The sequence below is a fragment of the Microbacterium sp. 67-17 genome (assembly GCF_001898325.1).
Lineage (GTDB): Bacteria > Actinomycetota > Actinomycetes > Actinomycetales > Microbacteriaceae > Microbacterium > Microbacterium schleiferi.
This window is the reverse complement of sequence record NZ_MKTR01000025.1, coordinates 35,957-61,997: the sequence shown is the minus strand read 5'-3', so window position 1 is coordinate 61,997 and position 26,041 is coordinate 35,957. Positions and strand designations below refer to the sequence as shown.

Below are 26,041 nucleotides of genomic sequence, written 5' to 3'. Positions count from 1 at the left end.
TGAACCACGAAGACCTCCGGTCACCGATGCGAGTTGTCAGATACCCACATCGTCCCGGAGGTCTTCACCTACCCGCGACGCACACAACGTCCCGGGTCGCTACACCTAGGTCGCGGCCCAGCAGTTATCACCGCATGCAGGCACATCTCTCTGAGATCCTCACCACTGTCCACTCTCCCCAACTCTTGACCCTCTGACGTTCGCTGATCCGCCAACCGGACCCCGGACTCGCTCATTTCTGACTTCTTCACAAGAATGGACGTATCCTACCTGATATGGTAGCTGTTATCTTAGGTAGGAGGCGAAGGCATGAAAGGTGGCGTGATCCCGTTCCGGGGCACAGGCTCGGATGCCCTGCGCTATCTGGAGTCCGACCGCGCGCGGGCGGACGAGTATTACCTGGAGGCGGGGACCGCCCTGGCCGAGTTCACGGCGGTCGACGCCGAGGGCCGAGTGATCGGCGAGCTCGGGCTGACCGCCGAGGAGTACCGCCAGTGGGTTGGCTGGATCAACCCGCTCACCGGGGAGTCGATGGGCCGACCCCGGCTGCGGGGCGAGGGTGGCCGGGGGTCGCCCCGGTTCATGGAGATGGTCGTGAACGTCCCGAAGTCCCTGTCGGTCGCCGCCGGCCTGCACCCGGAGGTGTCCGAGGCCCTGGACGCCGCCCAGCGGGACGCGGTTGCGGAGATCCGGTCCTGGCTCGGCCAGCACTCGGTCACCCGCGTCGGCGCGCGCGGGAAGCAGGAGGTCGTGCCGATCGAGCAGCTCGAAACCGTGGCCGTGTCGCACAAGACCTCCCGTGCGGGCGACCCGCACCGGCATATCCACTTCCAGATCGGGACGCGCGTGTGGGCGGCCGGTCGCTGGCGCGGGCTCTACACCGCGGCGCTGTTCCGGCAGCAGGGCGCGATCCGCGCCCTCGGCACGGCGGTCATCGCCGCGCACCCGCAGCTCGCCGCGGTGCTCGACGCGCACGGTCTCACCCTTGACCCAGTGACCGGGGAGGTCGCGGAGCTGGTGCCGTGGAAAGCGGTCATGTCCAAGCGCGGGCAGCAGGTGGCGCGCAACCTCGCCAAGTTCGAGGCCGAGTGGGAGGCCGCGCATCCCGGCCAGGAGACGGGGCCGGTGGTGCGCGCCAGGTTGCACGCGAAGGCGTGGGATCATGAGCGGCCGAGCAAGAAGCCCAGCGTGCTCGGCTCCGAGGCCGGCTGGTTGCGCGAGTTGCAGGAGGCTGGCTACACCCCGGACCTGCCGCGCGCCACCGTGCAACCCCTGCGCACGCTGGACGAGCTGGCCGTGCAACAGGTCGCCTCCCGTGCGCTCGACCGCTGCGCGGCTGCTGCATCCGCATGGACCGTGCATGACGTGCAGGAGCAGGTGGCGCACATCGTCACCGAGGCCGGTGTGCGCGCCACCCGCGAGGAGCTGCGCGAGTTCATCACCATCACGACCCGGCTCGCGGCGGACGACTGCCTCTCGATCCTGCCGCCGGATGCGCCACGGCTGGAGCATGTTGCGCACCTCACGACGCTGCACGTAGTGGCCGTCGAGACGGAGCTGCGCGACCGACTGGCTGCACGCGCCACCCGGCCGGTGCACGGCGCAACCCCGCGCGTGCAGGAGCCGGGGCTGGATGCGGACCAGGCGCGCGCCGCCGCCGCGCTCGCCTCCACCCGGCCGCTCGTCGTGGTCGAGGGCGCGGCGGGCGCGGGCAAGACGACCATGCTCGGTGCTGCGATCCGCGCCGCCGGACAGGAGGGTCGTTCGGTGCGGGTGGTGACCCCGACGAAGAAGGCCGCCGACGTCGCCGCCGCCGAGCTGGGCGTGCCGACCGACTCGGTAGCGGCACTCGTCTACGACCACGGGTTCCGGTGGAACGCCGATGGTGTCTGGACCCGGCTGGCCGTGGGCGACACGGACCCGGTGACGGGCGCGACCTACCGCGGCCCGGCGAAGGAGAACCGACTGGCCGCCGCCGAGCGGGTTGTGGTGGACGAGGCGGGGATGCTCGACCAGGACACCGCCCTCGCCCTGCTGACCGTCGCGGACGAGGCCGGCGCGACGCTCGCACTCGTCGGGGACCGGGCGCAGCTCCCCGCCGTGGGGCGCGGCGGGGTGCTCGACATCGCGGCCGCGCTCGTCCCCCGCGTCTACTCGCTGACGAGCCTGCACCGCTTCGCGGACCCCGACTACGCGCAGCTCACCCTCGCCCTGCGGACCGGCCGCGACCCGGCCGAGTTGTTCGACCGGCTCCACGCGCTCGGACTCGTGCGGCTCCACGAGGACACCGAGGCGCTGCGCGCCGCGGTCGCCGCCGAGCGGATCGACGGAGCCGCGATCACCGCGGCGACCAACGACGAGGCGCGCGAACTGAACACTCTGATCCGAGAGGACCGGGTGCGCGCGGGCGCGGTCGACGACGCCCGCACCATCGACGGCGCGGACGGCCTGAGCATCGGCGCCGGCGACCTCATCCAGACCCGCCGCAACGACTCGGAGATGGGCGTGGCGAACCGGCAGACCTGGATCGTCCAGCACGTCAGCGGCGACGGCAGCCTGTGGGTGCGGGACGCCGCGAGCCAGCGGAAGCAGCAGCGCACCGTGCATCTGCCCGCCGAGTACGTCGCCGAGCACGCGCACCTGGCCTACGCCGCGACCGCCTACGGCGTCCAGGGCATGACTGCCCCCGCGTCGCACACCGTCCTGTCGGACGCGCTCGACGCGGCCGGCGTCTACGTCGGCCTCACCCGCGGGCAGGAGGAGAACAGGCTGCACGTCGTCGCCGCGGACCTCGGGGACGCGCGCGAGCAGTTCCAGGCCGCGCTCGAGCGGGACCGCGCCGACCGCGGACTGCGCGAGGCCACCGAGCGGGCGCAGGCCGCCGTCGCGGGCATCGTCGCGGACGGGCCGGTGCGCGTCGTGAACGCCGAGCGCACCCGACTGCGGCAGAGCATCGAGCAGGCCGAGCGCCAGGCGGCACGGTGGGCGGAGGCGGCCGAGGCGATGGAGCGCCAGTCGGCCGCGCACCGCGTCGAGGCCGAGGCGCTGCTGGCCGAGGTCGAGGCCGCCGCCCAGCAGGTCGAGGCGGCACGGGCCGAGGCCGTCCCGCCGCTGGTCGAGCAGGCCGGCACGGACGCCGCCGCGGTCCTCGCGGTCAGGGAGCGCCACGAGACGGCGATCGCCGCCAGGAGCCGTGCCGGGGCGCTGAGGCGTCGGAGCGCCGACCGGGCGCTGACCGAGGCCGAGCGCCAGCGCCACGAGGCCGAGCACCTGACCCGGCAGCGGTGGGGCTCGATCCCGCGTACGCCGGAGCAGGCGCCGGCGTGGGCGCAGGCGGCGGCCGAGCAACAGGCCGAGGCCGACCCGCGGCTGGCCGACGCCATGCGCACGCACGCGCAGGCCCGGCAGGAGCAGCGCCGTGCCGGGGACCGGCAGGAGCGGCAGCGGGCCATGCTGCACACGCGGCTGTTCAGCAAGCCGTACAGCACCGGCAGCCCGCGCCGCCAGGCCGAGAGCGCCCAGCAGCAGGCCGAGGCGCTGCGACGCCAGCTCGCGGAGCTGGAAGCCCTGCCGGTCGCCGAGGCCGCAGCCCAGGTCGAGGCCCGAGCCGAGGCCGAGCGCGTCGCAGCCGAGGCCCTGGCGCGGCGTGCCGCAGAGCTGCACGACTTCACCCGCGACCAGCACCGTCCGAGCCCGAGCAGCGGACCCGACTTCGGGCCGAGCCTGTAGCGACGCGCTCGGGGGCAAGTGCGCGCCGCTCCCCCGACGACTACCCGCGGCGGCCCGGCGGGAGCAGTCCGCGCGAGCGGGTGCGCACGAGCCAGCCCTGCGCGGTGGCGTGGGCGACGCCGTTGATCTTCGCCATCGTGACAGCAGGCGCCGCGTCCCCCTGCGCCGAGAGCTTGCCGTACTGGAGGGCGACCAGCTCGTAGAAGTCGGGCGTGCGCTTCGGGTTCCCGAGCGGCTTGAGCAGATCCCGCTCGCTGATCTTCCGGCCGGAGGGCAGCACGATCTTCCCGCCGGTGATGGTCACCGTGCGCTTCATGGCGAACAGGCGCTCGTTGATCGCCGCCTCGATGCGCGCGGTCGGCAGGGTGCGGAGGTCTTGGCTGGACACGGGATCGCCCGGCCGCCACGGGAGGTAGACGACGCCGGTGATGCGCACCTCCTCGGGCACGGCGAACTGCTGGCGCTGGAGCCGGATGAACACGCGGGTCGCCGTGGCTGTGTGCTCGATGTAGCGCCAGCGGCCGTCGATCGTCTCGTTCTGCTCCGAGTCGAGCTGCGCCTGCCGGTCGGCCTCGGTCGTCACCTGATCGTTGTAGCCCAGGATCGCGTCGATCTGCGCGCTGGCGTCGTCGTCGCGCTCGCCGGGGAACCGGCTCGGCAGATGCCAGCCGTCCGGCAGGTCGGCCGAGACGATCAGGCCGTCATAGGACTGATCGCCGGGTCTGCGCGGGGCTGCGGTCACATCCCGAGTGTACCGAGCGACACGAGCAACTAAAACTCTTGCTGTGATTGGCGTGTTGTGGTCTAATCTAAGACGACAGCAGCAATCGCGGCTGTGATCGTAGATGCGAAGGAGGCCGTGATGGGTCAGAGCGCATCGCCCCTCGACGCTCGGGAGCCCGAGCGCCTGTTCTACTCCGAGGAGGAGACAGCGGCGCTGCTCGGCATCCACCGCACGACCCTGCGCACCCTCGCCCTGGAGGGCCAGGCCCCGGTGGAGCCGATTCGGCTCACCCGGCACAAGCGCGTCTACCGCCGCATCGACGTGCAGCGCCTCGCGGGGCTGGAGCAGTAGGAGCCAGTCATGGGAAGCATCGAGTCCTACGACACGGCCAAGGGCCGTCGCTACCGGGCGCTCTACCGACGCCCGGACAAGAAGCAGACGCAGAAGCGCGGCTTCACCACCAAGAAGGCCGCCGAGCTGTTCCTGGCGACCACGGAGGTCGACATCGCCCAGGGCCGCTACCTCGACCCGTCGCGTGCGCGGGTGACCGTGGCCGAATGGCTCCAGACCTGGATCGCCGCCCGCGGCGACCTCCGGGCGACGACCCGCAGCCGGGTCGAGAACATCATCGCCAAGCACATCGTCCCCGAGTTGGGGAAGATCCCGATCGGCGACCTCACCCGCCTGCGGGTGCAGGAGTGGGCCTCGGCCCTCCCCGGTGCCCCGGCGACCGTCCGCAAGATCGTCAACGTCCTCTCCGGTTCGCTCCGATTCGCGGTCGAGGACGAGCGCCTGCCGTCCAACCCCGCCGCCCGGCTCAAACTCCCCAAGCCCACCAAGTCCCGCAAGCGGTATCTGTCCCACAATCAGGTCGCCGCGCTCGCCCAGGCCATTGACGAGATGAAGGATGGGCGCGAGTACGGCTACGGCCTCGTCGTCCTCGTGCTCGCCTACTGCGGCCTGCGCTGGGGCGAGCTGTCCGGGCTCCGCATCCGTGACCTCGACCTCGACGCGAAGCACCCGCGCCTCACCGTCGAGCAGACCGTCGTGGCCGACAAGGGCTACCAGCGCATCGAGCCGCCGAAGGACTACGAGCACCGCAGTATCCCGATCCCGGCGTTCCTCGTCGGGCTGCTCCGCGCGCAGATCGCCGGGCGCCCGGCCTACGCCCCGGTGTTCTACGGCATCCGCACCGGCACCTGGCTTCGCAACCACGTCTACCGGGTCGGCTGGTTCGACACCGCGGCCGAGGCGGTCGGGATCAAGGGCCTCACCCCGCACGAGCTGCGGCACACCGCTGCCTCGCTCGCCGTCAGCGCCGGCGCGAACGTGAAGGCCGTCCAGCGGATGCTCGGGCACGCCTCGGCCGCGGTGACCCTCGACGTGTACGCCGACCTGTTCGATGACGACCTGGACGGTGTTGCCACGGCGCTGAACCTCGCGGCCATGCAATCAGATGTTGCCAATCTGTTGCCAAAAGCGGCATAGCGCCCGTTCGAGCCTTTCGGCAGGAACAAGAAAACCCCCGGCTGACCGGGGGTCTTCTTGTTGGTGACCCCAGCGGGATTCGAACCCGCGTTACCGCCGTGAGAGGGCGGCGTACTAGGCCGCTATACGATGGGGCCGCAAGACAACCGTTCGATTATGCCATGCATGCGAACGGCCGGCCAAATCGACGCGGACACGGCAGCGGGGTTGCCCCGAGCCCTCTCGCGAGGGTTGACTCGGGGTATGCGAGTCACGAAGCACGAGCACGCTGCCCTCACGATCCGCGACTCCGGCAAGACGCTGGTCGTCGACCCGGGATCGTTCACCGATCCCCTCCCGGATGACGGTGATGTCGTGGCCATCGTTCTCACGCATGAGCATCCCGACCACTGGACCCCGGAGCACCTGCGCCGCATCCTCAGCAACGCCCCGAAGGCGCAGATCATCGGCCCGCAGGGGCTGGCCGATGCCGCCGCCGGGTTCGATGTCACGGTCGTATCGCCCGGCGACAGGATGACGGTGGGCCCGTTTGAGCTCGAGTTCTTCGGCGGACGCCATGCCGTCATCCACGAATCGATGCCCGTCGTCGACAACGTCGGCGTGCTGGTGAATGACCGTCTCTACTACCCGGGCGACTCGTACGACGTGCCGGAAGGACGGGACGTGAAGCTCCTGGCAGCCCCGGTCGGCGCACCGTGGTTGAAGATCGGAGAGGCCATGGACTTCGTCCTCGCCGTCGCTCCACGAATGTGCTTCGGCACTCACGACATGACCCTCTCGGTCATCGGACGAACAATGGGGCGTCAGCGGCTGCGATGGGCGACGGAGCAGGGTGGCGGCGAGTTCCTCGATCTGGATGCCGGAGCCTCGGTCGACATTTGAGGAACCCTCTCTCAGTCACCTCTCGCTCCCCGGCGATCGTGGCGCATCGTCTGCCACACATAGAATCCGCATAGGGTTCCGAAAGGTCGCACCTCACGGCGATCCCTACCGTCGGGGCATGGTCATCGACGCGCACCCCCTGCCACCGGCACCAGCCGCCGCGACCGAACCCAGCCGCCCTCTGCGCAAGCCCCGCGCGTCCGGTTTCGCGATCGGTGTCGCAGGGCTCGCCCTTGCAACCGCGCTGCTCACGATCTGGGCGATCGATTCGGCATCCGAATCGCAGTACTACGCTGCCATCGCGGTCTCGATGGCTCAGAATCCGGCAAACTTCTTCTTCGGCGCGTTCGATCCGGCCGGCACAGTCACTCTTGACAAGATTCCCGGTTCGTTCTGGGTACCGGCGCTCTTCGTCGCGGCCCTCGGGTACTCGACGTGGACGGTAGTCCTGCCCAATGCGCTGGCCGCCGTAGCGACGGTTGTCGTCGTGGCGTTCACCGGGCGACGAGTCGTATCACCCACGGCGGGGCTCATCGCCGGCGCGGTGGCAGCCACGACACCGATCCTCATCGCCGTGTCACGCTCTAATCAGCCAGAAACGTTCTTCGTGCTGAGCCTCGCCCTCGTCGCGTGGGCCGCGTCACGCGCGCTTACCCAGCGAAGCCTCGGCTGGCTCATCACGACGGGCCTGTTCATTGCACTCGCTTTTCAGATGTACATGCTCGTCGCGTGGGCGGTGTGGCCGGCACTTGCGTTGGCGTATCTGGTCACCGCTCAGCCCATCGCGCGGCGCATCTGGCACATCGCTGTCGCTGGGGCGCTAAGCATCGCGACATCCCTGACGTGGATCGTCATCGTCTCCCTCATTCCCGCTGACTCCCGCCCATACATCGGCAGCACGCTGAGCAACAATCCGTGGGAGATGGTGTTCGGCTACAACGGGCTCGGACGCTTCTCGGCGACAGCCGAATCATCCGAGTACCTCTCGTTCAGTCCGCCCTTTTCCGGCGATCCGAGCGCGGTCCGGTTGTTCACCGAACAGCTCGCCAGTCAGATCGCGTGGCTTCTGCCGGCAGCGCTCTTTGCTGCGGTCGCGCTCTGGATGCTGCGCTTCTCGCGTCCGGTCACGGTCTTCCTCGGCGCCTGGCTCGTCGTCTTCGCGGCAATGTTCTCTGCCGTCGATGGAATGCACCAGTTCTACACCGCCGCGCTCGCGGTGCCGGCTGCATTGCTCGTCGGGCTCGCGTTCGGGGTTGCGCGGCGTCGCGGCATCCTGTGGCCACAGGTCTCGCTCATCGCGATGGCCGGCGTGACAGCGGTGCTGATTTCGCTCTGGTACCCCGGCTATTCCACCGTGGTTTCGGTGGTCCAAGCGGCGATCGGCGCCCTCGCAATCGTGTTGCTGTTCGCCGAGCACAAGCGCACCGGTGGCAGCGGATGGTCGGTCCCGCGCTGGATCACGGCGCTGGTCGCGGCGATCGCGCTGGTACTCACTCCTGCGGTCTGGTCGGTGGTGACCATCGCAAATCCCAGCGACATCAACCCCGTTGCCGGAGGCGTTTCGGATATGGGCGGCGCGGGCGGCCCGGGCGGACAGGGCGGCCCGGGCGAACAGAACGGCGTCGGCCCCGGCGGGCAGGGCGGCGGGCCGGGTCAGGGGGGCGCACCGGCGCAGGGCGGTGCACCAGGACAGGGAGGCAACCCTCCCGGACAGGGATCAGGACCTGGCGCGGGACAGGGGCCAGCGACATCCGGACAAGCAACGGGCGCCGCATCGGGAAGCTCGACTGGTCGAGGTGGCGCGGCATCCAGTGACCTCGTCGCCTGGCTGCAGGAGAACCAGGGTGACACCGACTACCTCGTCGCGACCTTCGGAGCTCAAAGCGCCGCCGGCATCATCCTCGCCACGGATGGCGGATCGGTTCTGCCGATCGGTGGCTTCAATGGAAACGACGCTGTGCCCACGCTCGACGAGTTCCAGGCACTCATCGCCGACGGAAGCCTCCGGTATGTGCTGGGAACCGGAATGGCAGGGCAGGGCGCAAGCACTCCTTCCGGCGGAACCTCGACCACCTCGGCGCAGATCCGACAGTGGGTGGAGGCGACGTGCGAGACGGTGACCGATGCCCCCGGCGTGGTCTACGACTGTGCGCCGTAGGGGGGACGCGCCGCGGTCAGCGCGACCCGCGCTGCACCGTGATCTGCCCACTCGCCCCGTCGATCACGAGCTCGTGTTCGCTCCAGCGCAGGGTCAGGATCGTATGCGTGCAGCACCGGCACCGCACGATCGCAGACGTCGGCGCCAGCTCGACCGCTGAATCGGAAAGCGCTGAGGCATCGGCGCACGACCCGCAGGTAAGAGCGAGCGTCGCGGTAGCAGCACCGAAGGCCTCTTCGAGGATGCCGATGAGCGCGTTTCCGTCGACCATGCTGGGCCGCGGCGTTGCGGGCGGCTCTGGCAGCGGATGTGTGGCGAGGCTCATGATTCTCCCCCGAACCTCTCGGTGCGGATGCGCTCGGGTCGATATCCCAGCGCGACAAGTGTTTCGGCGACGAACTCCACGAACGGTGTCGGCCCACAGACGAAACTGACGGGGTCGACGGATGCCGGGTGCAAGGCCTCGGCGAGCACGGTAGCGCTGAGGCGACCGACGGTTCCCGCCCAGTCGCGCGGAGCTTCGCGCGTGTAAGCCCAGGTCGTCGAGATCCGGGGCGCATCGAGCACGAGCAGCTCGTCTCGGTACATCGCCCGATCGGCATCCTTCACGGAGTAAACGAGACGCAACGACGCTGTGGCGTCTGCAGCCACGTGCGCGCGCACCATGGCGATCAGTGGCACAATTCCTGATCCACCGGCGATCAGTTGCACCGGCGAGGGGTCGGTGGCGTCCCAGACGAAGTACTGACCGAGGGGACCCTTCACCTCCATCTGATCACCGACGCGCACGTCTTCGACGAGGTAGGGGGAAACCTCCCCGTCCTCGACTTCATCGACGCCGAGCTCGACGGCTGTGCCCGAACCGAACGATGCGATCGAGTACGACCGCACCGCCTGATAACCGTCCTCGGCAGTCAGGCGAAGATCGAGATGCTGCCCTGGCAGGTTCCCCGGCCAGTCCGGAACGTCAAGGACGAGAGCGCGGGCCCCCAACGCGGCGGGGCGAACCTCCAGCACGGATGCTGCCAGCCAGGCTCCGACGCTCACCAATACCGTTCCTCGCGCCAGGGGTCGCCGTGCATGTTGTAGCCGTTTTGCTCCCAGAAACCCGGTTCGTCGCGGCGCAGGAGCGACAGTCCGCGGACCCATTTGGCGCTCTTCCAGAAGTTGAGGTGCGGCACCAGCAACCGCGCCGGACCGCCGTGCTCGGGGTCGATCGGCGCGCCGTCGAACTCCGTGACGACCCACGCCTTGCCGCCGAGAAGATCTGCGATCGGCACGTTGGTTGTGTACCCGCCGTAGCAGTGCGCCATCGCGGCCTCGGCATCCGTCTCGATGCCCGCCATGAGTGTGTCGACCGAGACGCCCCGCCACCTGGTGTCGAGCTTCGACCACCGTGTCACGCAGTGGATGTCGGTGTGGATGTCTTCGAACGGCAGTGCGTGGAACTCGTCCCAGGTCCAGGACCGAGACTCGCCCCGCTCGTCGCGGATCGCAAAACGCCACTCGACCGTGTCGAGGCGCGGTGTCGGCCCTGCCGAGAGCACCGGGAAGTCCGTCGTCAGATACTGCCCCGGTGGCAGCCTGTCGTTCGTTTCACGCCGACGAGCGCCGAATCCGCGGGAAACAGGCGCCATGAGCATCCTCCGATCCACCACCGATGCTCGCATCTTACGGATCACGCGGAGTCGGCGAAACAGCGCGGCCCTCGGGGGCGACAGATGTCGAGGATAGGCTCAGGAGGAAGCAGGCGGACGCCCGTGGACCCACGAGGAGTGAGCATGGCTGAGAGAACCGACCCGCGCGTGGCGGTGTATCTGGACTTCGACAACATCGTGATGTCTTGGTATGACACGGTGCATGGCCGCAACGCCTACGGCAGGGACCGGCAACGCATCGCGGCGGACCCGACCGAGCCCGAGATCGCCGAACGCCTCGCCGCCGCAACAGTGGATCTCGGCGCGATCATCGACTATGCGGCATCCTTCGGCACTCTCGTGCTCACGAGGGCCTACGCCGACTGGTCATCTCCCGTGAACGCGGAGTACCGCACCCAGCTCGTCGCGCGCGCCGTCGATCTCGTGCAGCTGTTTCCCGCTGCTGCCTATGCGAAGAACGGCGCCGACATCCGACTCGCCGTAGATGCCGTCGAAGACATGTTTCGCCTTCCCGACCTCTCGCACGTCGTGATCGTGGCGGGCGACTCCGATTACGTGCCGCTCGCGCAGCGCTGCAAGCGCCTCGGCCGGTTCGTCGTGGGCGTCGGGGTGGCTGGCTCCAGCGCGAGGTCGCTCGCCGCGGCCTGCGACCGGTTCGACACCTACGATGCCCTGCCCGGGATTGAACGGGAGCCCGTCAAGGATGCCGAGACCGCCGTCGCCGCCAAGACCCGCCGCAGCCGCAAGAAGGCCGCAGATCCCGGCGCCGAATTGCTCGAGCGCGCCCTGCGGCTCGAGGGCGACCGCGAAGGCACCGAGTGGCAGCACGCGAATGTGGTGAAGAGTCTCATCACGCGGCTCGATCCGGGCTTCAGCGAGCGAGCCTTGGGGTTCCGGAGCTTCACAGACTTCATCAAGGCCCACCCCAAGGTCGCCGAGATCGACGAAACCGAGAACATCGTGCAGATCCGGCTTGCCGCCGGGACGCGCTGAGCACCAGGCTGGCCCCACGGTGCGCTTGCGTCCCACGCCGACGGTGGCATACTGGGGGCGCACTCCTGCAGCATCCGCTGCTCGTGAGAGGGAGTGAACGGCAAGGAACAGACATGACAGGTTCGGGCTTCAGCATCCCCTGCTGACCGGCCCCCCTGCCCTTTCTGCGGACCCGTGTCAGCGTCCACCCTGACCTCGTCAGGAACCGACACGTTCTGGAGTTCCGCATGCCTGCCCCCATTCCTTCCGTCGTTCTTCACGACCTCACCTTCACCTGGCCCGACGGCCACCGTGTTCTCGACGCCGTGTCGGGTGCGTTCCCATCCGGCTCGACGGGTCTTGTCGGCCTCAACGGCGTCGGCAAGTCGACGCTGCTGCGTCTGATCGCCGGCGACCTCACGCCGACATCGGGTTCCGTGCAGGCTGCGGGTGTCGTCGACTATCTACCACAGCGAACGGATGCCGAACCCGGCCATACGCTGGTCGATCTTCTCGGCATCCGCTCGATCGTCGACGCGATCGCCGCCGTCGAGCGGGGCGAGATCGACCTCGCCCTCTTCGACGCGATCGGCGCAGACTGGGACGTCGAGGAGCGGGCAATTGCCGCTCTGAGCGCGGCTGGCGTCGACATCGACGACCTCGACCGCCCCGTCACGACGATCTCGGGCGGGGAAGCGACGGTTGCGGCACTCGTCGGCATACGGATGCGCGGAGCCGACATCGCCCTGCTCGACGAGCCGACCAACAACCTCGACGGCCACGGGCGGGCACGGGTCCACGACCTCATCGGCGCGTGGGACGGTCCCGTGATCGTCGTCAGCCACGATCTGGAGTTGCTGGAGCGCATGCAGAACACGGCTGAATTACGGGCCGGCGCGCTGATGCTCTTCGGCGGACCGTACTCAGAGTTCCGAGAGCAGGTTGCACGCGAACAGGAAGCAGCCGAGCGCGCGGCGCGGTCCGCAGAGCACGCTGTCCGCGTCGAGAAGCGGCAGCGGATCGCGGCAGCCGAGCGTATCGCGCACAGCGAGCGGCAAGGCAAGAAGGATGCCGCCAATCGCAAGTACATCGGGGCCGTCGTCAACGACCGGCGAAACTCGGCCGAGAAGACCCACGGAAGGCAGCGCGGACTGCTCGATGATCGGATGCAGGCGGCGCAGCGTTCACTGCAGGACGCCGAGTCACGCATCCGTGATGACGACCGGGTCAGCATTGACCTCCCCGACCCCGCCGTACCTCCGGGCAAGCGGATCGCCGAGTTCACGGGGAGCGACGGGCGAACGGTCATCGTCCAGGGACCGGAACGCGTCGCAATCACCGGCCCGAACGGGGTCGGCAAGAGCACGCTGCTGGAGGGGCTGGTTTCCGGCGTGGCTGCCGGCCCCGGCCGGGCGGTAGCCGTCGCGGACATTCATCGCATCGGCACGCTCTCCCAACGCCTCGACACCCTCGACGACGCGGCATCCGTTATCGAGAACGTGAGCCGAGTCTCGCCGCGCATTCCGCGAACGGAGCTTCGCAACCGGCTCGCGCGACTCCTCGTGCGCGGGGCCATGGTGGATCGGCCCGTCGGTGTTCTCTCGGGCGGCGAGCGGTTCCGGGTCGCCCTCGCGCAGGTGCTCCTCACCGATCCGCCACCTCAACTGATCGTGCTCGATGAACCAACCAACAACCTCGATCTCCAGACCACGGAGCAACTCATCGAGGCGCTCGGCGCCTACCGCGGCGCGATGATCGTGGTCAGCCACGACCGAGGATTCCTGGATCGCCTCGCGCTGGACGCTGAGTTCGCGTTGGATGCCGCGGGAGTGCTGACCGCGATGCGGTAGGCACCGAGCAGACGATGCGCTAGCGGCGTGCGATCGGCATCCAGAGCTCGGTCGTCGCCGTGCTGAAGTCGTCGGCGCGATCGAGTACGGCGACGATCGAGGGGCCAGGACGCAACTGCCAGAGGTTGGAGGGGAACCAGTCCGATGCGGATGCCGCGTAGGCCTCCTGGAGCGCTGCGGGGTAGGGGCCTGACGTGCGGAACACCGCCCACTCCCCCGCCTCGACTTCGATCACGTCGAGATCTGCGGGCACGGATGCCGCGGCATCCAGAGCGACGCCGTGCAGGTAGGTGAGCTCGGTTCCTTCTCGGTAATCCGGGTCGACGCCGTCGCTCACCTGCAGCAGCCCACCCGGCTCGGTGCTGCTGAGCTCCTTGAGGCGGGCGTGTTCGCGCGCGGGAAGTGCGGCGACGAACTGCTGGACGTGCGGATTGATTCCTTCGTGGATCAGCGGCACGCGAGCAGCGTGTCCGACGAGACGGAACGCGGGGCGTTCGGCGATGCGCGTGTCCATAGTGGTGTTCCCTTCGACGGTCAGGCGAAGCCTGAGTTTCGGTTGCGTGCGAAGGGGACCACCATTTACCCGCACCTCGGCGGGCGACGAACCGTGGACCGCGCGAAAAGCTCGGCCAAAGGCTTCGGTCGAGCCGTATCCGAACCGCACCGCGATATCGAGGAGCGGGTCGCCAGCGACCACGGCGGCGGCTGCGACCGTCATCCGTCGCCGGCGTATGTACTCCGACAGCGGCATCCCGACCAGCGACGAGAACATCCGCCGCAGGTGATACTCGGTCACGCCCGCCTCCCGCGCCAGCGCCCCGATGTCGAGGTCTTCGGACAGGTCGTCGTCGATGACATCGATCAGTCGATTGAGCTCCGCGATCATGGGGCCTCCTTCGACATCCAGCCTGCGAGATCCACGCCGCGCGTACCCGATCGTTCCGGTCCGGTTCGATCGCCCTACGCGGGTTCGGTCGTGCGTACCAGCCCGCATCTGACGCACGACCAGGCGACGAGGAATCGCTCATCGTCGAGGATCTCGTACCGTAGCCGATCACCGCACGTCGGGCACTCCCACGCCTGCGACTCGCGACTCGTCACAGCCTCAGCCTAGGCGCCCCCGATAGGGGCGGTCCGGGTACGGGACCTCTGGCCGGTGCCGTCGCGTCGCGCCCCGGCGACGATGGAGCCGTGGATGCCGAGCGCACCGATCGTGCGGATTTCTGGCGGCTTCCGGTCGGCGCCGGAGGAGTGATTGTGGCGCACGCGAGCCGGTGGTGGGAGCTGCTGTCGGCGCGTCGCGACTGCCGCGCGCCGCAACAGCTCGTGCACGCGGCACTCGAGGTTTTCACGGGCGGCGAACGATACGTCATCGAGATGACGCCACAGTGGGGGCAGCCGCGCACGGCATCCGGGGTCGTGGCGATCGGGCCAGTGGGTCCGCCACCGCTCGGACGATTCCGGATGTTCCGCTATGTCGTTCGCGCCTGGCCGAACGGAGTACTGCCCGAGGTTCCTCTCCACACCTGGGGGCGCGCAGTTCCGCCGAGTACCGACATGTGGAACAGCAACTCGCTCATCGCGTGGACGCTCTGCCGCGCAGGGATCGATGCCTGCACTCTCACTCCCCCGGTCGGGTGCCGCGCGCCCGGGTGGGTAGCGGGCATCGCGGCAGGGACGCGCAAGCCGCACGCGGATGTCGAGAGGTAGCGATAACTCGTGGGTTTCTCACTCCTCGGCCTGGCCGTCGCGCTCGCCGTGCTCCTCCCGAGCCTCCTGCTCGTGTGGTTTCCCCCGACCGAGCCATGGCCGGATGTCGCGGTTCCGCGGATCCTCACAGCGCTCGAACGGGTCGGCCAGGCACTGTGCGTCGTCGTGCCCGCCGTCGTACTCCCCGGCACGCTGGTCTGGCCGTGGCTGATTGTCGCGATCGCAGCACTCGCCGGCTACGACGCGCTCTGGGGCCGCTACCTCGATCGCGGCCGATCACTCCGCCTGTTGTACGGACCGTTCTGGCGAGTTCCGGTGCCGATGGCGATCCTTCCCGTCGTGACGTTCCTCGCCGCGGCAGCATGGCTCAGCAACCCGTGGTTAGCCGTCGCCGCTGTCGTGCTGGCGATCGGTCACATCCCGGCATCCGTCATTATCGCCAGGACCCTCGCGACCGATTCAGGCGCGCGCCACTGACGTTGGAGATCTCCGGCCCCGGGACTCTAGGAAGGTCTCGATCTGCTGGCGCGTGTCGCTGAGTTTGGTGATCCGCTCCGTGAGTTCGTCGAGAACCACCTCGAGCTGGTCGGCAAGCGCGTCGTGGGTTGCCGCGGATGCCGGGCCGGCGCATGCGAGGACGGACTGCACGACGTCTCGAGGAAAGTCCATCCCGAACAGCATGTGGATGGTGCGCGCCTGTTCCACTGTCGACTCGTCGTAGTCGCGATACCCGTTGGGCTCACGATGCGCCGAGATCAACCCCCGTTCCTCGTAGTACCGGAGCGACCTCTGGCTCACGCCGCTGCGCGCGCTAAGTTCACCGATCTTCATCGCCTTGACCTTGACATGATGTCAGACTATAACGTCACCTTCGAGGCGAGCGAGAGTCGCTCAGTCGGTGAAGGAAAGACAATGCACGCAACGATCACGGTCGGTACCCGCGTCCGCTCGTACACGGTGGTCGGTGACCCCGAGGGTCTCGAAGGCCGACCGCTCGTCCTCGTGTTCCACGGCTCACGTCAGGACGGAGAGACGCACCGCGAATTCACGGGACGCGTCCTAGACACCCTCGCGCACGATGCCCGCGCAGTGGTCGCGTATCTCGACGGACACCGGGGCAACTGGAACGATGCGCGAGCCGAAAGCGCCTTCCCGGCACGCAGAGAACAGATCGACGACGTCGCGTTCGCGCGAGCGCTTGTCGATGAACTCCAGAGAACCCACCACATCGACCGTAGGAGGGTCATCGGTCTCGGCTTCTCCAACGGCGGCCAGATGGTCTTCCGACTGCTGCACGAGGCATCCGATCTACTCGCTGGCGGCGTGATCGTGTCGGCGACGATGCCGGTCCGCGAGTCCTTTCTGAGCGGATACGCGGAGACCGCCGAGCGCTCCGTGCCGGTCACCCTTATTCATGGCACGACGGATCCGATCGTTCCGTACCAGGGCGGTCGGATGCCGTGGTGGGCGCGCAAGGTCTTCAGGGTCGACGGAGTGAGTCTTTCTGCGCCGGCAACCGCGGAGTACTTCGCCAGACGTCATGGCATCAGCGCCGCACCCGAGGTCACCGCCCTCCCCCACCGCGGAGCGTCGCGGCGGCCCACCCGCGTCGAACGCACGACCTACAGCGAGCCGAACAAAGCCCCCGTGACCTTCTACACCGTCATCGACGGCGGACACACGGTTCCCTCACCCAAGACTGGCCCCGCGATCGTCGGCCGCACCGCGACCGACATCAGTATCGATGAGGTCGTGAGCGACCTGATCGACCTTATCTGAGTCGGGGTCACGCGAGTCCGTTGCGTGTCGAGCGGCGCTCGATCACGACGGTGTCGCGCCACTGGCCAGCATGGGGTCCGAGCTGGGAGCGTGCGATTCGCTCGCGACGACCGACGACTCGGAACCCGTGCTTCTCGTGAAGGCGCAGGCTCGCGGTGTTCTCGGGGAAGATGCTCGACTGGATCGTCCAGAAGCCGGCGGCGTCGGCATCCGTGACGAATCGACTCAGCAACGCGCTCCCGACCCCTCGCCCCTGATGCTCGGGCGCCACATACACCGAATGCTCGATGACGCCGCGATAGGCCGCTCGGGTCGACACGGGCGAAGCAGCTGCCCAACCGATCACCTCACCCGCGGAGTCGACGGCAATCAAGCGCGGCTCGCGGAGCTTGGCGGCGTCGAACTCCGCCCAGCTCGGGGTTGCGATCTCGAACGTGGCTTCGCCTCCCGCGATCCCCGCGGCGAAGATGAGCTCGACCTGCGCCCAGTCCTGGGCGGTCATCGAGCGAACCGTGGCGGTCAACAGCACGACCCGGTGCCTGCGGCATCCGTCGAACACACGCCCGTTGCCGGGAGGGTCAGCTGCACGGTGGATGCCGACGCGATGTCTCCGGCGAGCCACGCCGCGATGGAACGTACCTGCTCGTACCCCGTGGCCAGCAGGAACGTCGGCGCCCGCCCGTAGGACTTCATGCCGACGATGAAGAAGCCGCGCTCCGGATGCTGCAGCTCCGCGAATCCGTGCGGAGGCACGGTGCCGCACGAGTGGATGTTGGGGTCGATGAGGGGCGCGAGCCTGCGCGGCGCCTCCACGACCTCGTCGAGCTCAAGACGGATCTCACGCAGCATCGCCAGGTCGGGTCGGAAGCCGGTCGCGCTGATGACGCGGTCAGTCTCGTGCTCGGCAGGCTCACCGTCTCGGGTGCCGATCAGCCGAACCCCGCTCTCCGTGCGCTCGGCGCGGCCGATCCGGAAGGAATCGACGAGCACTACGCGGCCGGACTCGACGAGCTCATCGGTCCGCGCCCCCAGGTTCGCACGGCCCGGCAGCTCGTCAGCCTCCGACGCCGTGACCCGGGTGGCCGAAGGTGTGCGGAGCAGCCAGGTGACGCGGGTGCCGGGCACCTCGTCGGCAAGGTCGGCGAGAGCCAGCAGCGTGTTCGCCGCCGAGTGCCCCGCTCCGACGACGGTGGTGTGTCGCCCGGCGAAGAGGTGACGGTCAGCGCCGGCGACGTCGGGAAGCGCATGCGAAACCCGGTCGGCGATACCCGCGCCGCCCGGCAGCTCGAGCCCAGTGGAGGCAAGTGGATTAGGGGTCTCGTAGGTTCCGGATGCATCGATCACCGCTCGGGCCCGAAGCTCTGCCGTCATCCCCTCGGCATCCTGGATTTGTAGGAGGAACGGGGTGTTCGCGCGTCCTTCCGTGCGGGTGCGATCGATGCCGTCCTTACCCACGGCAGCAACGCGCGTCGACAGTCGAATCCGCGAGGCGAGTGGATCGAGCGCTGCAAGCGGCTCGAGGTACTCGTCGATGAGCTCTTGGCCAGTCGGCATCTGGTCGAGGTCAGCCGGCTCGGTCCAGCCTGCGTCTTCGAGCAGACGCCGCGCCGCGGGGTCGATCAGGTGTCGCCATGACGAGAAGAGCCGGGTGTGACCCCACCGGCGGATCGAGGATCCGCTCGTCTCCCCCGCCTCGAGGACGACGACGTCGATGCCGCGCTCGAGCAGGTGAGCGGCAGCGGCAAGCCCAACGGGACCGGCGCCGATGATGGCCACGGGCAGGGTCGCGAGACGAGCGTCGCTGGTGGGTCGGGCGGTGAGGTCGAGCAGTGTCACGGGAGTCTCCGGTCAGTCTCAGGCGAGTGTGGAGAGCCAGTATGCGTCGCTATATCGATATCTGTCAATATTCACTATGATCGATATATGACCTCGCTCGACATCCTTCCCCCGGCGGACCCCGCGGCGTGCTGCGCGCCTCTCGCGCAGACTCCGCTCTCGCGCACGGATGCTGAGGAGCTCGCATCCGCACTGAAGGCACTTGCCGACCCCGCCAGGCTGCAACTGCTGTCGATCGTCGCCGCCAGCGAGGGTCGGGAGGCATGCGTGTGCGACCTGACCGAACCCGTCGGGCTGGCTCAGCCCACGGTGTCGCACCACCTCAAGGTGCTGACGGACGCGGGATTTCTCACACGATCCAAGCGGGGCACCTGGGCGTACTACCGACTCGTTCCGAGCGCGCTTGAGCGCGTGGCGCAGGTCGTCCGACCGAGTTAAGACGCCTCGGCCAGGTCGGCAAGCATACCCACGAGATCGTCGCCACTGACGCCCCACTTCTGGGTATCGAGTTGCCCGGCACGCTCCATCCCTGCCACACCCAGCGTGCCGCTCAGAAGTAGGGCACCCATCCCCCGCGCCCTCGACTCGCCCACGACAGCGGCAACGATCGCGAGGAACTCGTCTTGCGACGCGACAGCAGCGCGTGCCAGCGACTCGGGATCACGCTGTGGCGCCGTAAACATCAGTGCGTGAAGATGCGGCTGACGACGCGCGATAGTGAGCATGGCGGCGAGGGCAGACTCCAGGCGCGAACGTGCGGAAAGCTCCTGTCGCGCCCGAAGCTGAGCCAAGTCATCCGCCAGACGATTCCACCGCTCTATCGCGACGGCTGCCAGCAACTCCTCCTTGTCGGCGAAGTGACCGTAGGGAGCCCCGCGCGAGACCCCGGCACGAGCGCCCACGGCCCGCAGGGTCACGGCGTCGACGCCACCCTCATCCAGGAGTTCGGCGGTGGCCTCCAACAGCGCGCGACGCGTCGCTGCCGCAGATTCGACTCGAGCGATCATCCTCCGATTCTATTTGACAATGTCATCCGAGGTGCTATCGTCACTCGCATGACACTGTCACATGAAAGCTCACAGCATGCCGTCGTCAGCGGAGCATCCACCGGCATGGGGCGGGCCACCGCACCCGTCGAAACCCTGCCGCTCGAGGTGTCGCGCCGCGTGTTCGAGGTCAACGTGTTCGGGCAGATCGCTCTTACACAGGCGCTCTTACCGGCGCTGCACCGAAGCGGCGGACGCGTCGTGGACATCAGCTCGACGGGCGGACGTATCGCGATGCCGGCGTATGGCGCCTATTCGGGCAGCAAGTTCGCGATCGAAGCCATCAGTGACGCGATGCGGCAAGAGCTCGCGCCTCAGGGCGTCCAGGTCGTCATCGTGGAACCGGGCGGCGTGCGCACGGCGATGGGAGACCGCGGCTCCGCCGTCGCCAGAGACCTCCACTCGCAGATGACCGTCGAACAGCACGACAGGTACGACCGGCTCATGGCAGCGTTCCTCAGCCACTCCGCGACGTTCGCAAGCGAGGGAGTGTCTGCAGAAGAGGCAGCCAAGGTCATCGCGCGAGCCGCAACGGACCGTCGCCCGCGGACCCGTTACACGATCGGGCGCGACGCCGCCCTTCTCACTCGCCTCGCCCGAATCCTCCCCGACCGCATGATGGACCGGGCGATCGCCCGCACGCTGCGGCCGCATTACCCGAAAGCCTGACTCACCTTGATGCAGGGGCAGGCCCTCAGACCGAGTGGCGCGGCCACCTCCGCGTGAACCACAGCAGAGCCCACACGATCAGCCCGATTCCTGGCACCAGCAGCAGGATCGCCGACCAGATGATCTTCTCGCTTGTCATGAGCTGGTCAGAGCGCACAGTGACGACCAGGGCCCAAATCGACAGGGCATAGATGGCGAGCACCACCAGAAGGATGATGAGATGCACTGAACTGAACACGACGACGCCGATTCCCGATACAAGAGCCCGACAACTCGATTCGCCGCGGGCGCTCGGTCTCCCACCCTACGTCGCTCGCTTCCCCTCGACGAAAGTCGCGCCATTGCTTGCGCGGGTCGAGGCGGATCCCCTATGTTCCTGGTCAAGCGTCCAACTCTCACGCCCGCCATGCCCTCCCCGACCCGACGGCACCAGGAAAGGCATCCGATGTCGGCTAGGCACCACCCCACCGGCTCCATCCCGACGATCGATCTCAACGCTCAGCATGAGTGCTGACACCCCGGCGACCTCGGCGCCTACTCCCGAGATCCTCACCCGCGTAACACCCCGGTGGATCGTAGCCTTCGTGCTGGCCATGGTCGGCGTGGCTGCCGGGTGGTTCGGCCCCTTGCAGATCCTGCTTCCCGCGCAAGCCGCGGCGCTCGAATCGGCCGGAGTGCCCAAGGAGGCGATCCTGGCGGTTGTCACCGGTATCGGCGCCGCAGCTTCAATGGTCGCGAACCCACTCTGGGGCGCAATCTCGGACCGTACTCGGTCACGGTGGGGCAGGCGCCGCCCGATCCTCGTCGTCGGCACGGTGATGGGCTCGCTCGGCATGGTCATCCTTGCCGTGGCCCCCGACCCGGTCTGGATGGCTGTCGGGTGGGTCACTGTGCAGATCGGCCTGAACGGTCCTTTCGCCGCCCTCGCCGCTGTCATCGCCGATCGCGTCCCCGACGCTCAGCGCGGCCTTGTCGGCGCGTTGTTCGGCGTGGCCCAGACGATCGGCGTCGTTCTGGGCACCGCGATCGCCGTGCTCCTGGGCGAAGGAAGTCTCGGCTATGCGGCGCTCGCTCTCGCCGTACCGGCGCTCGTGCTCTCGTTCGCGATCGTCCATCACGAACCGCCCACCACCGATACCGTCACGAGCAGCAGCGGACGGCCGATGCGCACCTTCGTGGCGGGACTTCGCCCGACCGCGCACTTCAGCTGGATGTGGGCCATCCGCTTCCTCATGAATCTCGCCAACGCCCTGGTGCTGCTGTACATGTACTACTACCTGACCGACGGTGTCGGTCTCGTCGACGCCGGTGAATGGGTACTCATCATCACCCTCGTGAACGTGGTGGTAACCGTAGCCGTCGCAAGCGTCTTCGGTCCCCTGTCTGATCGCTGGGGGCGCCGCCTGCCCTTCGTCGCGAGCGCGGCGATCATCGTCGCGGCGGGCTCCCTCCTGCTGGCGTTCTTCCCAGCATTGCCCGTCGTGCTGCTCGCAGCCTCGCTCATCGGCATCGGCTGGGGACTGTACATCGCGGTCGAGCTCGCGATCATCACCTCGACCCTGCGCGCCGACAGCACGTACGCCACGATGCTCGGCCTGTCCAACATCGCCGCATCCCTCCCCCAGGTGCTCGCCCCCGTCGTCGCAGCTCCCATCGTGCTGCTCTGGGGTGGCTACACCGGACTCTACGGAGCAGCCGCGATCGCCTCCCTCCTCGCACTGGCTTGCGTTCCCGCGCTCCGCTCCCGCCCCTGAAAGGACTCCATGCCCAGCTCACTCGTCTTCCCCCCGGGCTTCCGCTTCGGAACCTCGACCTCGGCCTTCCAGATCGAAGGGGCAACGGATGCCGATGGCCGAGGCGTCAGCATCTGGGACGTCTTTGCGGCGGAGCCCGGACGTGTGCTTGGCGGCGACTCCCCTGCCGTGGGGATCGACCATTACCACCGCTACGCCGAAGACGTCGCGCTGCTGGCACAGCTCGGCGTGCAGGACTACCGCTTCTCGTTCGCCTGGCCTCGCATCCTGCCGACCGGTCGCGGCACGGTCGAAAAGCGAGGGCTCGACTTCTACGACCGGCTGATCGACGCGCTGCTCACGGCAGGCATCAACCCCGTGCCCACGCTCTATCACTGGGATCTTCCGCTGGCACTACAAGAAGCCGGTGGGTGGATGGCGCGAGAGACCGCCGAGGCATTCGCTGACTATGCCTCCCTCCTCGGCGAGCACTTCGCCGACCGCGTCACCGATTGGCTCACCCTCAACGAGATGAGCGTCCACACGCTGTACGGCCATGGTCTGAGCGAGCACGCGCCCGGTCTCGGGCTGGAACTTGCCGCACTGCCCGCGGCGCACTACCAATTGCTCGCACACGGCTTGGCTGTGCAGCGCTTGCGGGCTGCCGGGGCACAACGCATCGGCGTGGCCAACCAGCACTTCCCCGTCATCCCCGCCAGCGACGACGACGCCGACCTGATTGCCGCCCACGTCTTCGCCGACCTCACCAACTGGACTTTCGCCGACCCGATTCTGCGCGGCGTCTACCCGAGCGACGAGATCGCGGGAGGCATCCTGCAGCTGACCGGGGTGTCGCCGGAACAGCTGGCAGCCGACCTACGTGTGATCTCCGAACCGCTGGACGTCTACGGGGTGAACTACTACGAGCCGACCCGCATCGGGGCTCCCCAAGCCGATCGGGACTCGTCCGGCGTGCTCGAGGTCGACATCCCCGAGGGGCTGCCGTTTGCCGCCGTGCCCATCGAGGGTGTGGAGCGCACGGACTTCGGCTGGTCGATCGTGCCGTCTGGGCTGGGCGACATCCTCCGGCAACTGCGCGAGCGCTACCCAGAGCTGCCCCCGATCATCATCACCGAGAACGGGGCGTCCTTCTCGGATGGGCCGGGTGCGGATGGGCGCGTGCGCGACGAGCGACGCATTAGGTTCCTGGACGCGCATCTGCGGGCGCTCTCCGACGAGATGGCCGCTGGCGCGAACGTCGTGGGCTATTACGTCTGGTCGATCCTCGACAACTTCGAGTGGGCTGCCGGCTTCAGCGAGCGGTTCGGGCTCGTCCATGTGGATCTCGACACGCTCGCGCGCACTCCGAAAGACTCGTACTACTGGTACCGGGATCTCATCGAGGCCCAGAACCCAGCGCGGTCAGTCTGAGATCGATCGCGCGTGCGCGGCGAGTCCTGACGCCGCGAACTCGGCAGTGCGGCGCGCGGCGGCGCTGTCGCGGTCAGCCAGCCATGCCAGCGTGATCCCGTCGAGCAGCGCGACGAGCAGGCGGGCAAGCTCGTCCAGAGGCGAGGTCCACTCGGACCCCGTGAGCTCGGCCGCGTACGAGAGCATCTCGGCGGCAGATTCGAAGTACGTTGACCACTGGTCGCGCATCCCGTCCGCGGAATGACGTCGGGAGAACAACGCGAGCTCCATGAGCACGAGCTCACGCTCGGGATTTGCCTCCAGGAGACCGATGTAGGTCTCGAAGCCGCTGCGGAGGGCGCTCTCCAATGAACGGGCGTCCCATGACCCCGCTTGGGCAGCGAAGCGCTCCTGCTCGGTGACGGTGTCAACGACGGCGCGCATGAGCTCATCCTGCGACGCGAAGGCGTAATGGAATGCGCCCAGCGGCATCTCTGCCTCAGCAACGATTCGTCGCGTGGTCGCCTTCCCGACGCCGTCACGAGAGATCACGCGGATCGCGGCTGCCACGAGCTCCTCGCGACGCTGCTCGAGCGGGATCCGACGGACCATCGTTGCCCTCCCCGCCACATTCCCGTAGACGCCGAAACCCGCGGAACTCCGCGGGTTTCTGTTGGCTGGGGTACCTGGACTCGAACCAAGAACAACTGAACCAGAATCAGCCGTGTTGCCAATTACACCATACCCCAAGGGTTCCCGCCGGAACGGGCGCCAAGGGTCAAGTCTAGACGACGCGAAACGCCCCGCCAAACCAGACCCGACAGCGGCGCGTCTCAGTTTGCGGCGAGGTGATCGACCAGCGCTCCAAAGCGGCGAACCGACGCATCCTTGCCCAGAAGCTCCATGGACTCGAACAGCGGCGGTGAGACGCGGCGGCCACTGAGCGCTACCCGCAGCGGCCCGTAGGCGACGCGCGGCTTGAGGCCGAGCACCTCGATGAGCGCCGCGGCGAGAGCCTCCTGAATCGCGGCGGCGGTGAACTCCGCCTCCGGAATCAGCTCGATCGCGCCCACACCGGCGACGAGGACCTCGCCGGCGTTCGCGGGCAGAGACGTCAGTGCATCGTCCTCGTAGGCGACGGTGTCCGTGAACAAGAAGCCGAGGAGGCCGGGGGCGTCACCGAGCAGCTGCATCCGCTCCTGCACGAGCGGGGCGGATGCAGCGAGCATCTGCGCCTGTGCGTCAGTCATCGGATCCGACACGACCCCGGCGGCGACCAGGTACGGAACGAGACGGGAAGCGAAATCCTCGGCCCCCAGCATCCGGATGTGGTCGCCGTTGATCGACTCCGCCTTCTTCTGGTCGAAGCGGGCCGGGTTCGGGTTCACGTCGGCGATGTCGAACGCAGCCACGAGCTCATCGAGCGAGAAGACATCGCGGTCGGGAGCGATCGACCAGCCCAGCAGAGCGAGGTAGTTCAGCAGCCCCTCGTGGATGAAACCCTTCTCGCGCTGCAAGAAGAGGTCGGCCTTCGGGTCACGCTTGGAGAGCTTCTTGTTGCCCTCCTCCCCCAGCACGAGCGGCATGTGGCCGAAGCGTGGCACGAATTCGGTGACACCGGCGGTCACGAGCGCGTCATAGAGCGCGAGCTGGCGCGCCGTGGACGGCATGAGGTCTTCACCGCGGATGACGTGAGTGATGCCCATGAGAGCGTCATCGACCGGGTTCACGAACGTGTACAGCGGAACTCCGCCGGCGCGCACGATGACGAAGTCGGGGAAGGATCCCGCCGGGAAGGTCACCTCGCCGCGGATCAGATCCACGTAGGTGAGGTCGTGGTCGGGTACCCGCAGGCGCCAGGCGGGCTCGCGACCCTCGGCACGGAACGCTGCCTTCTGCTCATCCGTAAGGTCGCGGTCGTAGTTGTCGTAGCCGAGCTGCTTCGCGCGCCCCGCGGCCTCGTTTCGGGCATCGATCTCTTCGGCAGTCGAGTAGCTCTCGTACACGACACCGGCATCGATGAGCTTCTCGAGCACGCCTCGGTAGATCTCGTGGCGCTGCGACTGTCGGTACGGCGCGTGCGGACCGCCGACCTCCACACCCTCGTCCCAGTCGATCTTGAGCCACCGCAGCGCATCGAGCAGCTGGTGGTAGCTCTCCTCGGAGTCGCGGGCGGCATCCGTGTCTTCGATGCGGAAGACGAGCTTGCCGCCGTTGTGCCGCGCGTAGGCCCAGTTGAACAGCACGGTGCGCATCAGCCCGACGTGAGGCAGACCCGTCGGTGACGGGCAGAAGCGGACCCGAACGTCGGATCCGGTGGCGGTCGTGGTGGCGGGATGCGGCGTTCCGGGCATAGATACCGAGTCTAGTTGCGACGCGGACGCCACAACGCGGGGG

The 26,041-nt window shown here is 68.1% G+C and carries 26 protein-coding genes and 2 tRNA genes; 14 read left to right on the top strand and 14 right to left on the bottom strand.

From position 1 onward, the window contains the following. The first annotated feature begins 309 nt into the window (after positions 1-309). Positions 310-3,729 (top strand): MobF family relaxase, encoded by a 3,420-nt coding sequence (gene mobF, locus BGO47_RS12110; RefSeq protein WP_228178104.1) that lies wholly within the window; start codon positions 310-312, stop codon positions 3,727-3,729. 40 nt (positions 3,730-3,769) lie between these two features. On the opposite strand, the gene BGO47_RS12105 is transcribed toward mobF, so the two are convergent. Further along, a complete protein-coding gene (locus BGO47_RS12105) occupies positions 3,770-4,471 on the bottom strand; it encodes a hypothetical protein (RefSeq protein WP_195691677.1) in 702 nt (233 codons plus the stop codon). Positions 4,472-4,591: 120 nt separating this feature from the next. Here BGO47_RS12105 and BGO47_RS12100 point away from each other — a divergent pair, with 120 nt between their 5' ends. Further along, a complete protein-coding gene (locus BGO47_RS12100) occupies positions 4,592-4,804 on the top strand; it encodes a MerR family transcriptional regulator (protein ID WP_195691678.1) in 213 nt (70 codons plus the stop codon). Positions 4,805-4,813: 9 nt separating this feature from the next. Further along, positions 4,814-5,941 carry a site-specific integrase gene (locus tag BGO47_RS12095; protein WP_195691679.1) on the top strand — a complete coding sequence of 376 codons (1,128 nt, stop codon included), beginning with the start codon at positions 4,814-4,816 and terminating at the stop codon, positions 5,939-5,941. A gap of 61 nt (positions 5,942-6,002) precedes the next feature. On the opposite strand, the gene BGO47_RS12090 is transcribed toward BGO47_RS12095, so the two are convergent. Then, positions 6,003-6,078 (bottom strand) — tRNA-Glu (locus BGO47_RS12090). Between the two features lie 106 nt (positions 6,079-6,184). On the opposite strand from BGO47_RS12090, the gene BGO47_RS12085 reads away from it, so the two are divergent. Together BGO47_RS12085 and BGO47_RS12080 are read left to right on the top strand one after the other, a co-directional pair. Beyond that, the gene (locus BGO47_RS12085) at positions 6,185-6,823 is read left to right on the top strand and encodes an MBL fold metallo-hydrolase (protein WP_292712279.1); all 639 of its coding nucleotides are present in this window, start codon (positions 6,185-6,187) and stop codon (positions 6,821-6,823) included. 118 nt (positions 6,824-6,941) lie between these two features. Continuing rightward, positions 6,942-8,981: a glycosyltransferase family 39 protein gene (locus BGO47_RS12080; RefSeq protein WP_292712277.1), complete on the top strand. Its 2,040-nt coding sequence runs from the start codon at positions 6,942-6,944 to the stop codon at positions 8,979-8,981. 16 nt (positions 8,982-8,997) lie between these two features. On the opposite strand, the gene BGO47_RS12075 is transcribed toward BGO47_RS12080, so the two are convergent. From BGO47_RS12075 to BGO47_RS12065, 3 genes are read right to left on the bottom strand one after another with little or no spacing between them, the layout of a single operon-like run. After that, a complete protein-coding gene (locus BGO47_RS12075) occupies positions 8,998-9,306 on the bottom strand; it encodes a DUF6510 family protein (RefSeq protein WP_292712275.1) in 309 nt (102 codons plus the stop codon). Continuing rightward, positions 9,303-10,028, bottom strand: a complete 726-nt coding sequence (locus BGO47_RS12070; protein WP_292712273.1) for an FAD-binding oxidoreductase — start codon at positions 10,026-10,028, stop codon at positions 9,303-9,305. The genes BGO47_RS12075 and BGO47_RS12070 overlap by 4 nt, the downstream gene beginning before the upstream one ends. Next, positions 10,025-10,618, bottom strand: coding sequence for a sulfite oxidase-like oxidoreductase (locus BGO47_RS12065; RefSeq protein ID WP_292712271.1), 594 nt, complete (start codon positions 10,616-10,618; stop codon positions 10,025-10,027). The genes BGO47_RS12070 and BGO47_RS12065 overlap by 4 nt, the downstream gene beginning before the upstream one ends. A 144-nt stretch (positions 10,619-10,762) precedes the next feature. Between BGO47_RS12065 and BGO47_RS12060 the strand changes: the two genes are divergently transcribed. Together BGO47_RS12060 and BGO47_RS12055 are read left to right on the top strand one after the other, a co-directional pair. Beyond that, entirely contained in the window at positions 10,763-11,632 is an 870-nt protein-coding gene (locus BGO47_RS12060) for an NYN domain-containing protein (RefSeq protein ID WP_292712270.1), read from the top strand. A 227-nt stretch (positions 11,633-11,859) separates the two neighbouring features. Continuing rightward, entirely contained in the window at positions 11,860-13,461 is a 1,602-nt protein-coding gene (locus tag BGO47_RS12055) for an ABC-F family ATP-binding cassette domain-containing protein (RefSeq protein WP_292712268.1), read from the top strand. A 19-nt stretch (positions 13,462-13,480) separates the two neighbouring features. Here BGO47_RS12055 and BGO47_RS12050 read toward each other — a convergent pair whose 3' ends face one another. Beyond that, entirely contained in the window at positions 13,481-14,347 is an 867-nt protein-coding gene (locus BGO47_RS12050; RefSeq protein ID WP_292712266.1) for an AraC family transcriptional regulator, read from the bottom strand. A gap of 305 nt (positions 14,348-14,652) precedes the next feature. Here BGO47_RS12050 and BGO47_RS12045 point away from each other — a divergent pair, with 305 nt between their 5' ends. Both BGO47_RS12045 and BGO47_RS12040 read left to right on the top strand, forming a co-directional pair. Continuing rightward, a complete protein-coding gene (locus BGO47_RS12045; protein WP_292712264.1) occupies positions 14,653-15,171 on the top strand; it encodes a hypothetical protein in 519 nt (172 codons plus the stop codon). A 9-nt stretch (positions 15,172-15,180) separates the two neighbouring features. After that, complete coding sequence (locus BGO47_RS12040) at positions 15,181-15,648, top strand: hypothetical protein (RefSeq protein WP_292712262.1); 468 nt, start codon at positions 15,181-15,183, stop codon at positions 15,646-15,648. On the opposite strand, the gene BGO47_RS12035 is transcribed toward BGO47_RS12040, so the two are convergent. Next, positions 15,631-16,002 carry a MerR family transcriptional regulator gene (locus BGO47_RS12035; RefSeq protein WP_292712260.1) on the bottom strand — a complete coding sequence of 124 codons (372 nt, stop codon included), beginning with the start codon at positions 16,000-16,002 and terminating at the stop codon, positions 15,631-15,633. The two genes, BGO47_RS12040 and BGO47_RS12035, sit on opposite strands and share 18 nt — an antisense overlap. A gap of 81 nt (positions 16,003-16,083) precedes the next feature. Between BGO47_RS12035 and BGO47_RS12030 the strand changes: the two genes are divergently transcribed. Then, on the top strand, positions 16,084-16,950 hold the full coding sequence (locus BGO47_RS12030; RefSeq protein ID WP_292712259.1) for a PHB depolymerase family esterase: 867 nt from the start codon (positions 16,084-16,086) through the stop codon (positions 16,948-16,950). 7 nt (positions 16,951-16,957) lie between these two features. On the opposite strand, the gene BGO47_RS12025 is transcribed toward BGO47_RS12030, so the two are convergent. Beyond that, positions 16,958-17,452, bottom strand: coding sequence for a GNAT family N-acetyltransferase (locus BGO47_RS12025; protein ID WP_292712257.1), 495 nt, complete (start codon positions 17,450-17,452; stop codon positions 16,958-16,960). Positions 17,453-17,469: 17 nt separating this feature from the next. Then, the gene (locus BGO47_RS12020) at positions 17,470-18,786 is read right to left on the bottom strand and encodes an FAD-dependent oxidoreductase (RefSeq protein ID WP_292712255.1); all 1,317 of its coding nucleotides are present in this window, start codon (positions 18,784-18,786) and stop codon (positions 17,470-17,472) included. 87 nt (positions 18,787-18,873) lie between these two features. Here BGO47_RS12020 and BGO47_RS12015 point away from each other — a divergent pair, with 87 nt between their 5' ends. Continuing rightward, entirely contained in the window at positions 18,874-19,224 is a 351-nt protein-coding gene (locus tag BGO47_RS12015) for a metalloregulator ArsR/SmtB family transcription factor (RefSeq protein WP_292712253.1), read from the top strand. On the opposite strand, the gene BGO47_RS12010 is transcribed toward BGO47_RS12015, so the two are convergent. Further along, positions 19,221-19,793: a TetR/AcrR family transcriptional regulator gene (locus tag BGO47_RS12010; protein WP_292712251.1), complete on the bottom strand. Its 573-nt coding sequence runs from the start codon at positions 19,791-19,793 to the stop codon at positions 19,221-19,223. The two genes, BGO47_RS12015 and BGO47_RS12010, sit on opposite strands and share 4 nt — an antisense overlap. A 48-nt stretch (positions 19,794-19,841) precedes the next feature. Between BGO47_RS12010 and BGO47_RS12005 the strand changes: the two genes are divergently transcribed. Next, positions 19,842-20,501 carry an SDR family NAD(P)-dependent oxidoreductase gene (locus tag BGO47_RS12005; RefSeq protein WP_292712249.1) on the top strand — a complete coding sequence of 220 codons (660 nt, stop codon included), beginning with the start codon at positions 19,842-19,844 and terminating at the stop codon, positions 20,499-20,501. A 25-nt stretch (positions 20,502-20,526) separates the two neighbouring features. Here the strand turns inward: BGO47_RS12005 and BGO47_RS12000 are convergent, their stop codons facing one another. Then, on the bottom strand, positions 20,527-20,727 hold the full coding sequence (locus tag BGO47_RS12000; protein ID WP_292712247.1) for a PLDc N-terminal domain-containing protein: 201 nt from the start codon (positions 20,725-20,727) through the stop codon (positions 20,527-20,529). 277 nt (positions 20,728-21,004) lie between these two features. On the opposite strand from BGO47_RS12000, the gene BGO47_RS11995 reads away from it, so the two are divergent. Together BGO47_RS11995 and BGO47_RS11990 are read left to right on the top strand one after the other, a co-directional pair. Next, the gene (locus tag BGO47_RS11995) at positions 21,005-22,255 is read left to right on the top strand and encodes an MFS transporter (RefSeq protein ID WP_292712245.1); all 1,251 of its coding nucleotides are present in this window, start codon (positions 21,005-21,007) and stop codon (positions 22,253-22,255) included. A 9-nt stretch (positions 22,256-22,264) separates the two neighbouring features. Beyond that, the gene (locus tag BGO47_RS11990; protein WP_292712243.1) at positions 22,265-23,665 is read left to right on the top strand and encodes a GH1 family beta-glucosidase; all 1,401 of its coding nucleotides are present in this window, start codon (positions 22,265-22,267) and stop codon (positions 23,663-23,665) included. Here BGO47_RS11990 and BGO47_RS11985 read toward each other — a convergent pair. The 3 genes from BGO47_RS11985 to gltX all read right to left on the bottom strand — a co-directional run bounded on the left by BGO47_RS11985 (position 23,657) and on the right by gltX (position 25,998). Then, positions 23,657-24,256 (bottom strand): TetR family transcriptional regulator, encoded by a 600-nt coding sequence (locus BGO47_RS11985; protein WP_292712242.1) that lies wholly within the window; start codon positions 24,254-24,256, stop codon positions 23,657-23,659. The genes BGO47_RS11990 and BGO47_RS11985 overlap by 9 nt on opposite strands. Before the next feature lie 62 nt (positions 24,257-24,318). Further along, positions 24,319-24,393: transfer RNA gene (locus BGO47_RS11980), tRNA-Gln, on the bottom strand. Positions 24,394-24,477: 84 nt separating this feature from the next. Then, a complete protein-coding gene (gltX, locus tag BGO47_RS11975) occupies positions 24,478-25,998 on the bottom strand; it encodes a glutamate--tRNA ligase (RefSeq protein WP_292712240.1) in 1,521 nt (506 codons plus the stop codon). Positions 25,999-26,041 lie beyond the last annotated feature (43 nt).

Excerpts from the sequence above, each read along its gene's own strand:
- BGO47_RS12030 (WP_292712259.1), top strand. The coding sequence starts at position 16,084 with ATGCACGCAACGATCACGGTCGGTACCCGCGTCCGCTCGTACACGGTG.
- BGO47_RS12075 (WP_292712275.1), bottom strand. The coding sequence starts at position 9,306 with ATGAGCCTCGCCACACATCCGCTGCCAGAGCCGCCCGCAACGCCGCGG.
- mobF (WP_228178104.1), top strand. The coding sequence starts at position 310 with ATGAAAGGTGGCGTGATCCCGTTCCGGGGCACAGGCTCGGATGCCCTG.
- BGO47_RS12080 (WP_292712277.1), top strand. The coding sequence starts at position 6,942 with ATGGTCATCGACGCGCACCCCCTGCCACCGGCACCAGCCGCCGCGACC.
- BGO47_RS12035 (WP_292712260.1), bottom strand. The coding sequence starts at position 16,002 with ATGAAGATCGGTGAACTTAGCGCGCGCAGCGGCGTGAGCCAGAGGTCG.
- BGO47_RS12005 (WP_292712249.1), top strand. The coding sequence starts at position 19,842 with ATGACACTGTCACATGAAAGCTCACAGCATGCCGTCGTCAGCGGAGCA.
- BGO47_RS12095 (WP_195691679.1), top strand. The coding sequence starts at position 4,814 with ATGGGAAGCATCGAGTCCTACGACACGGCCAAGGGCCGTCGCTACCGG.
- BGO47_RS12100 (WP_195691678.1), top strand. The coding sequence starts at position 4,592 with ATGGGTCAGAGCGCATCGCCCCTCGACGCTCGGGAGCCCGAGCGCCTG.
- gltX (WP_292712240.1), bottom strand. The coding sequence starts at position 25,998 with ATGCCCGGAACGCCGCATCCCGCCACCACGACCGCCACCGGATCCGAC.
- BGO47_RS11995 (WP_292712245.1), top strand. The coding sequence starts at position 21,005 with ATGAGTGCTGACACCCCGGCGACCTCGGCGCCTACTCCCGAGATCCTC.
- BGO47_RS12025 (WP_292712257.1), bottom strand. The coding sequence starts at position 17,452 with ATGACCGCCCAGGACTGGGCGCAGGTCGAGCTCATCTTCGCCGCGGGG.
- BGO47_RS12015 (WP_292712253.1), top strand. The coding sequence starts at position 18,874 with ATGACCTCGCTCGACATCCTTCCCCCGGCGGACCCCGCGGCGTGCTGC.
- BGO47_RS12065 (WP_292712271.1), bottom strand. The coding sequence starts at position 10,618 with ATGGCGCCTGTTTCCCGCGGATTCGGCGCTCGTCGGCGTGAAACGAAC.
- BGO47_RS12050 (WP_292712266.1), bottom strand. The coding sequence starts at position 14,347 with ATGATCGCGGAGCTCAATCGACTGATCGATGTCATCGACGACGACCTG.
- BGO47_RS11990 (WP_292712243.1), top strand. The coding sequence starts at position 22,265 with ATGCCCAGCTCACTCGTCTTCCCCCCGGGCTTCCGCTTCGGAACCTCG.
- BGO47_RS12055 (WP_292712268.1), top strand. The coding sequence starts at position 11,860 with ATGCCTGCCCCCATTCCTTCCGTCGTTCTTCACGACCTCACCTTCACC.
- BGO47_RS12060 (WP_292712270.1), top strand. The coding sequence starts at position 10,763 with ATGGCTGAGAGAACCGACCCGCGCGTGGCGGTGTATCTGGACTTCGAC.
- BGO47_RS12085 (WP_292712279.1), top strand. The coding sequence starts at position 6,185 with ATGCGAGTCACGAAGCACGAGCACGCTGCCCTCACGATCCGCGACTCC.
- BGO47_RS12010 (WP_292712251.1), bottom strand. The coding sequence starts at position 19,793 with ATGATCGCTCGAGTCGAATCTGCGGCAGCGACGCGTCGCGCGCTGTTG.
- BGO47_RS11985 (WP_292712242.1), bottom strand. The coding sequence starts at position 24,256 with ATGGTCCGTCGGATCCCGCTCGAGCAGCGTCGCGAGGAGCTCGTGGCA.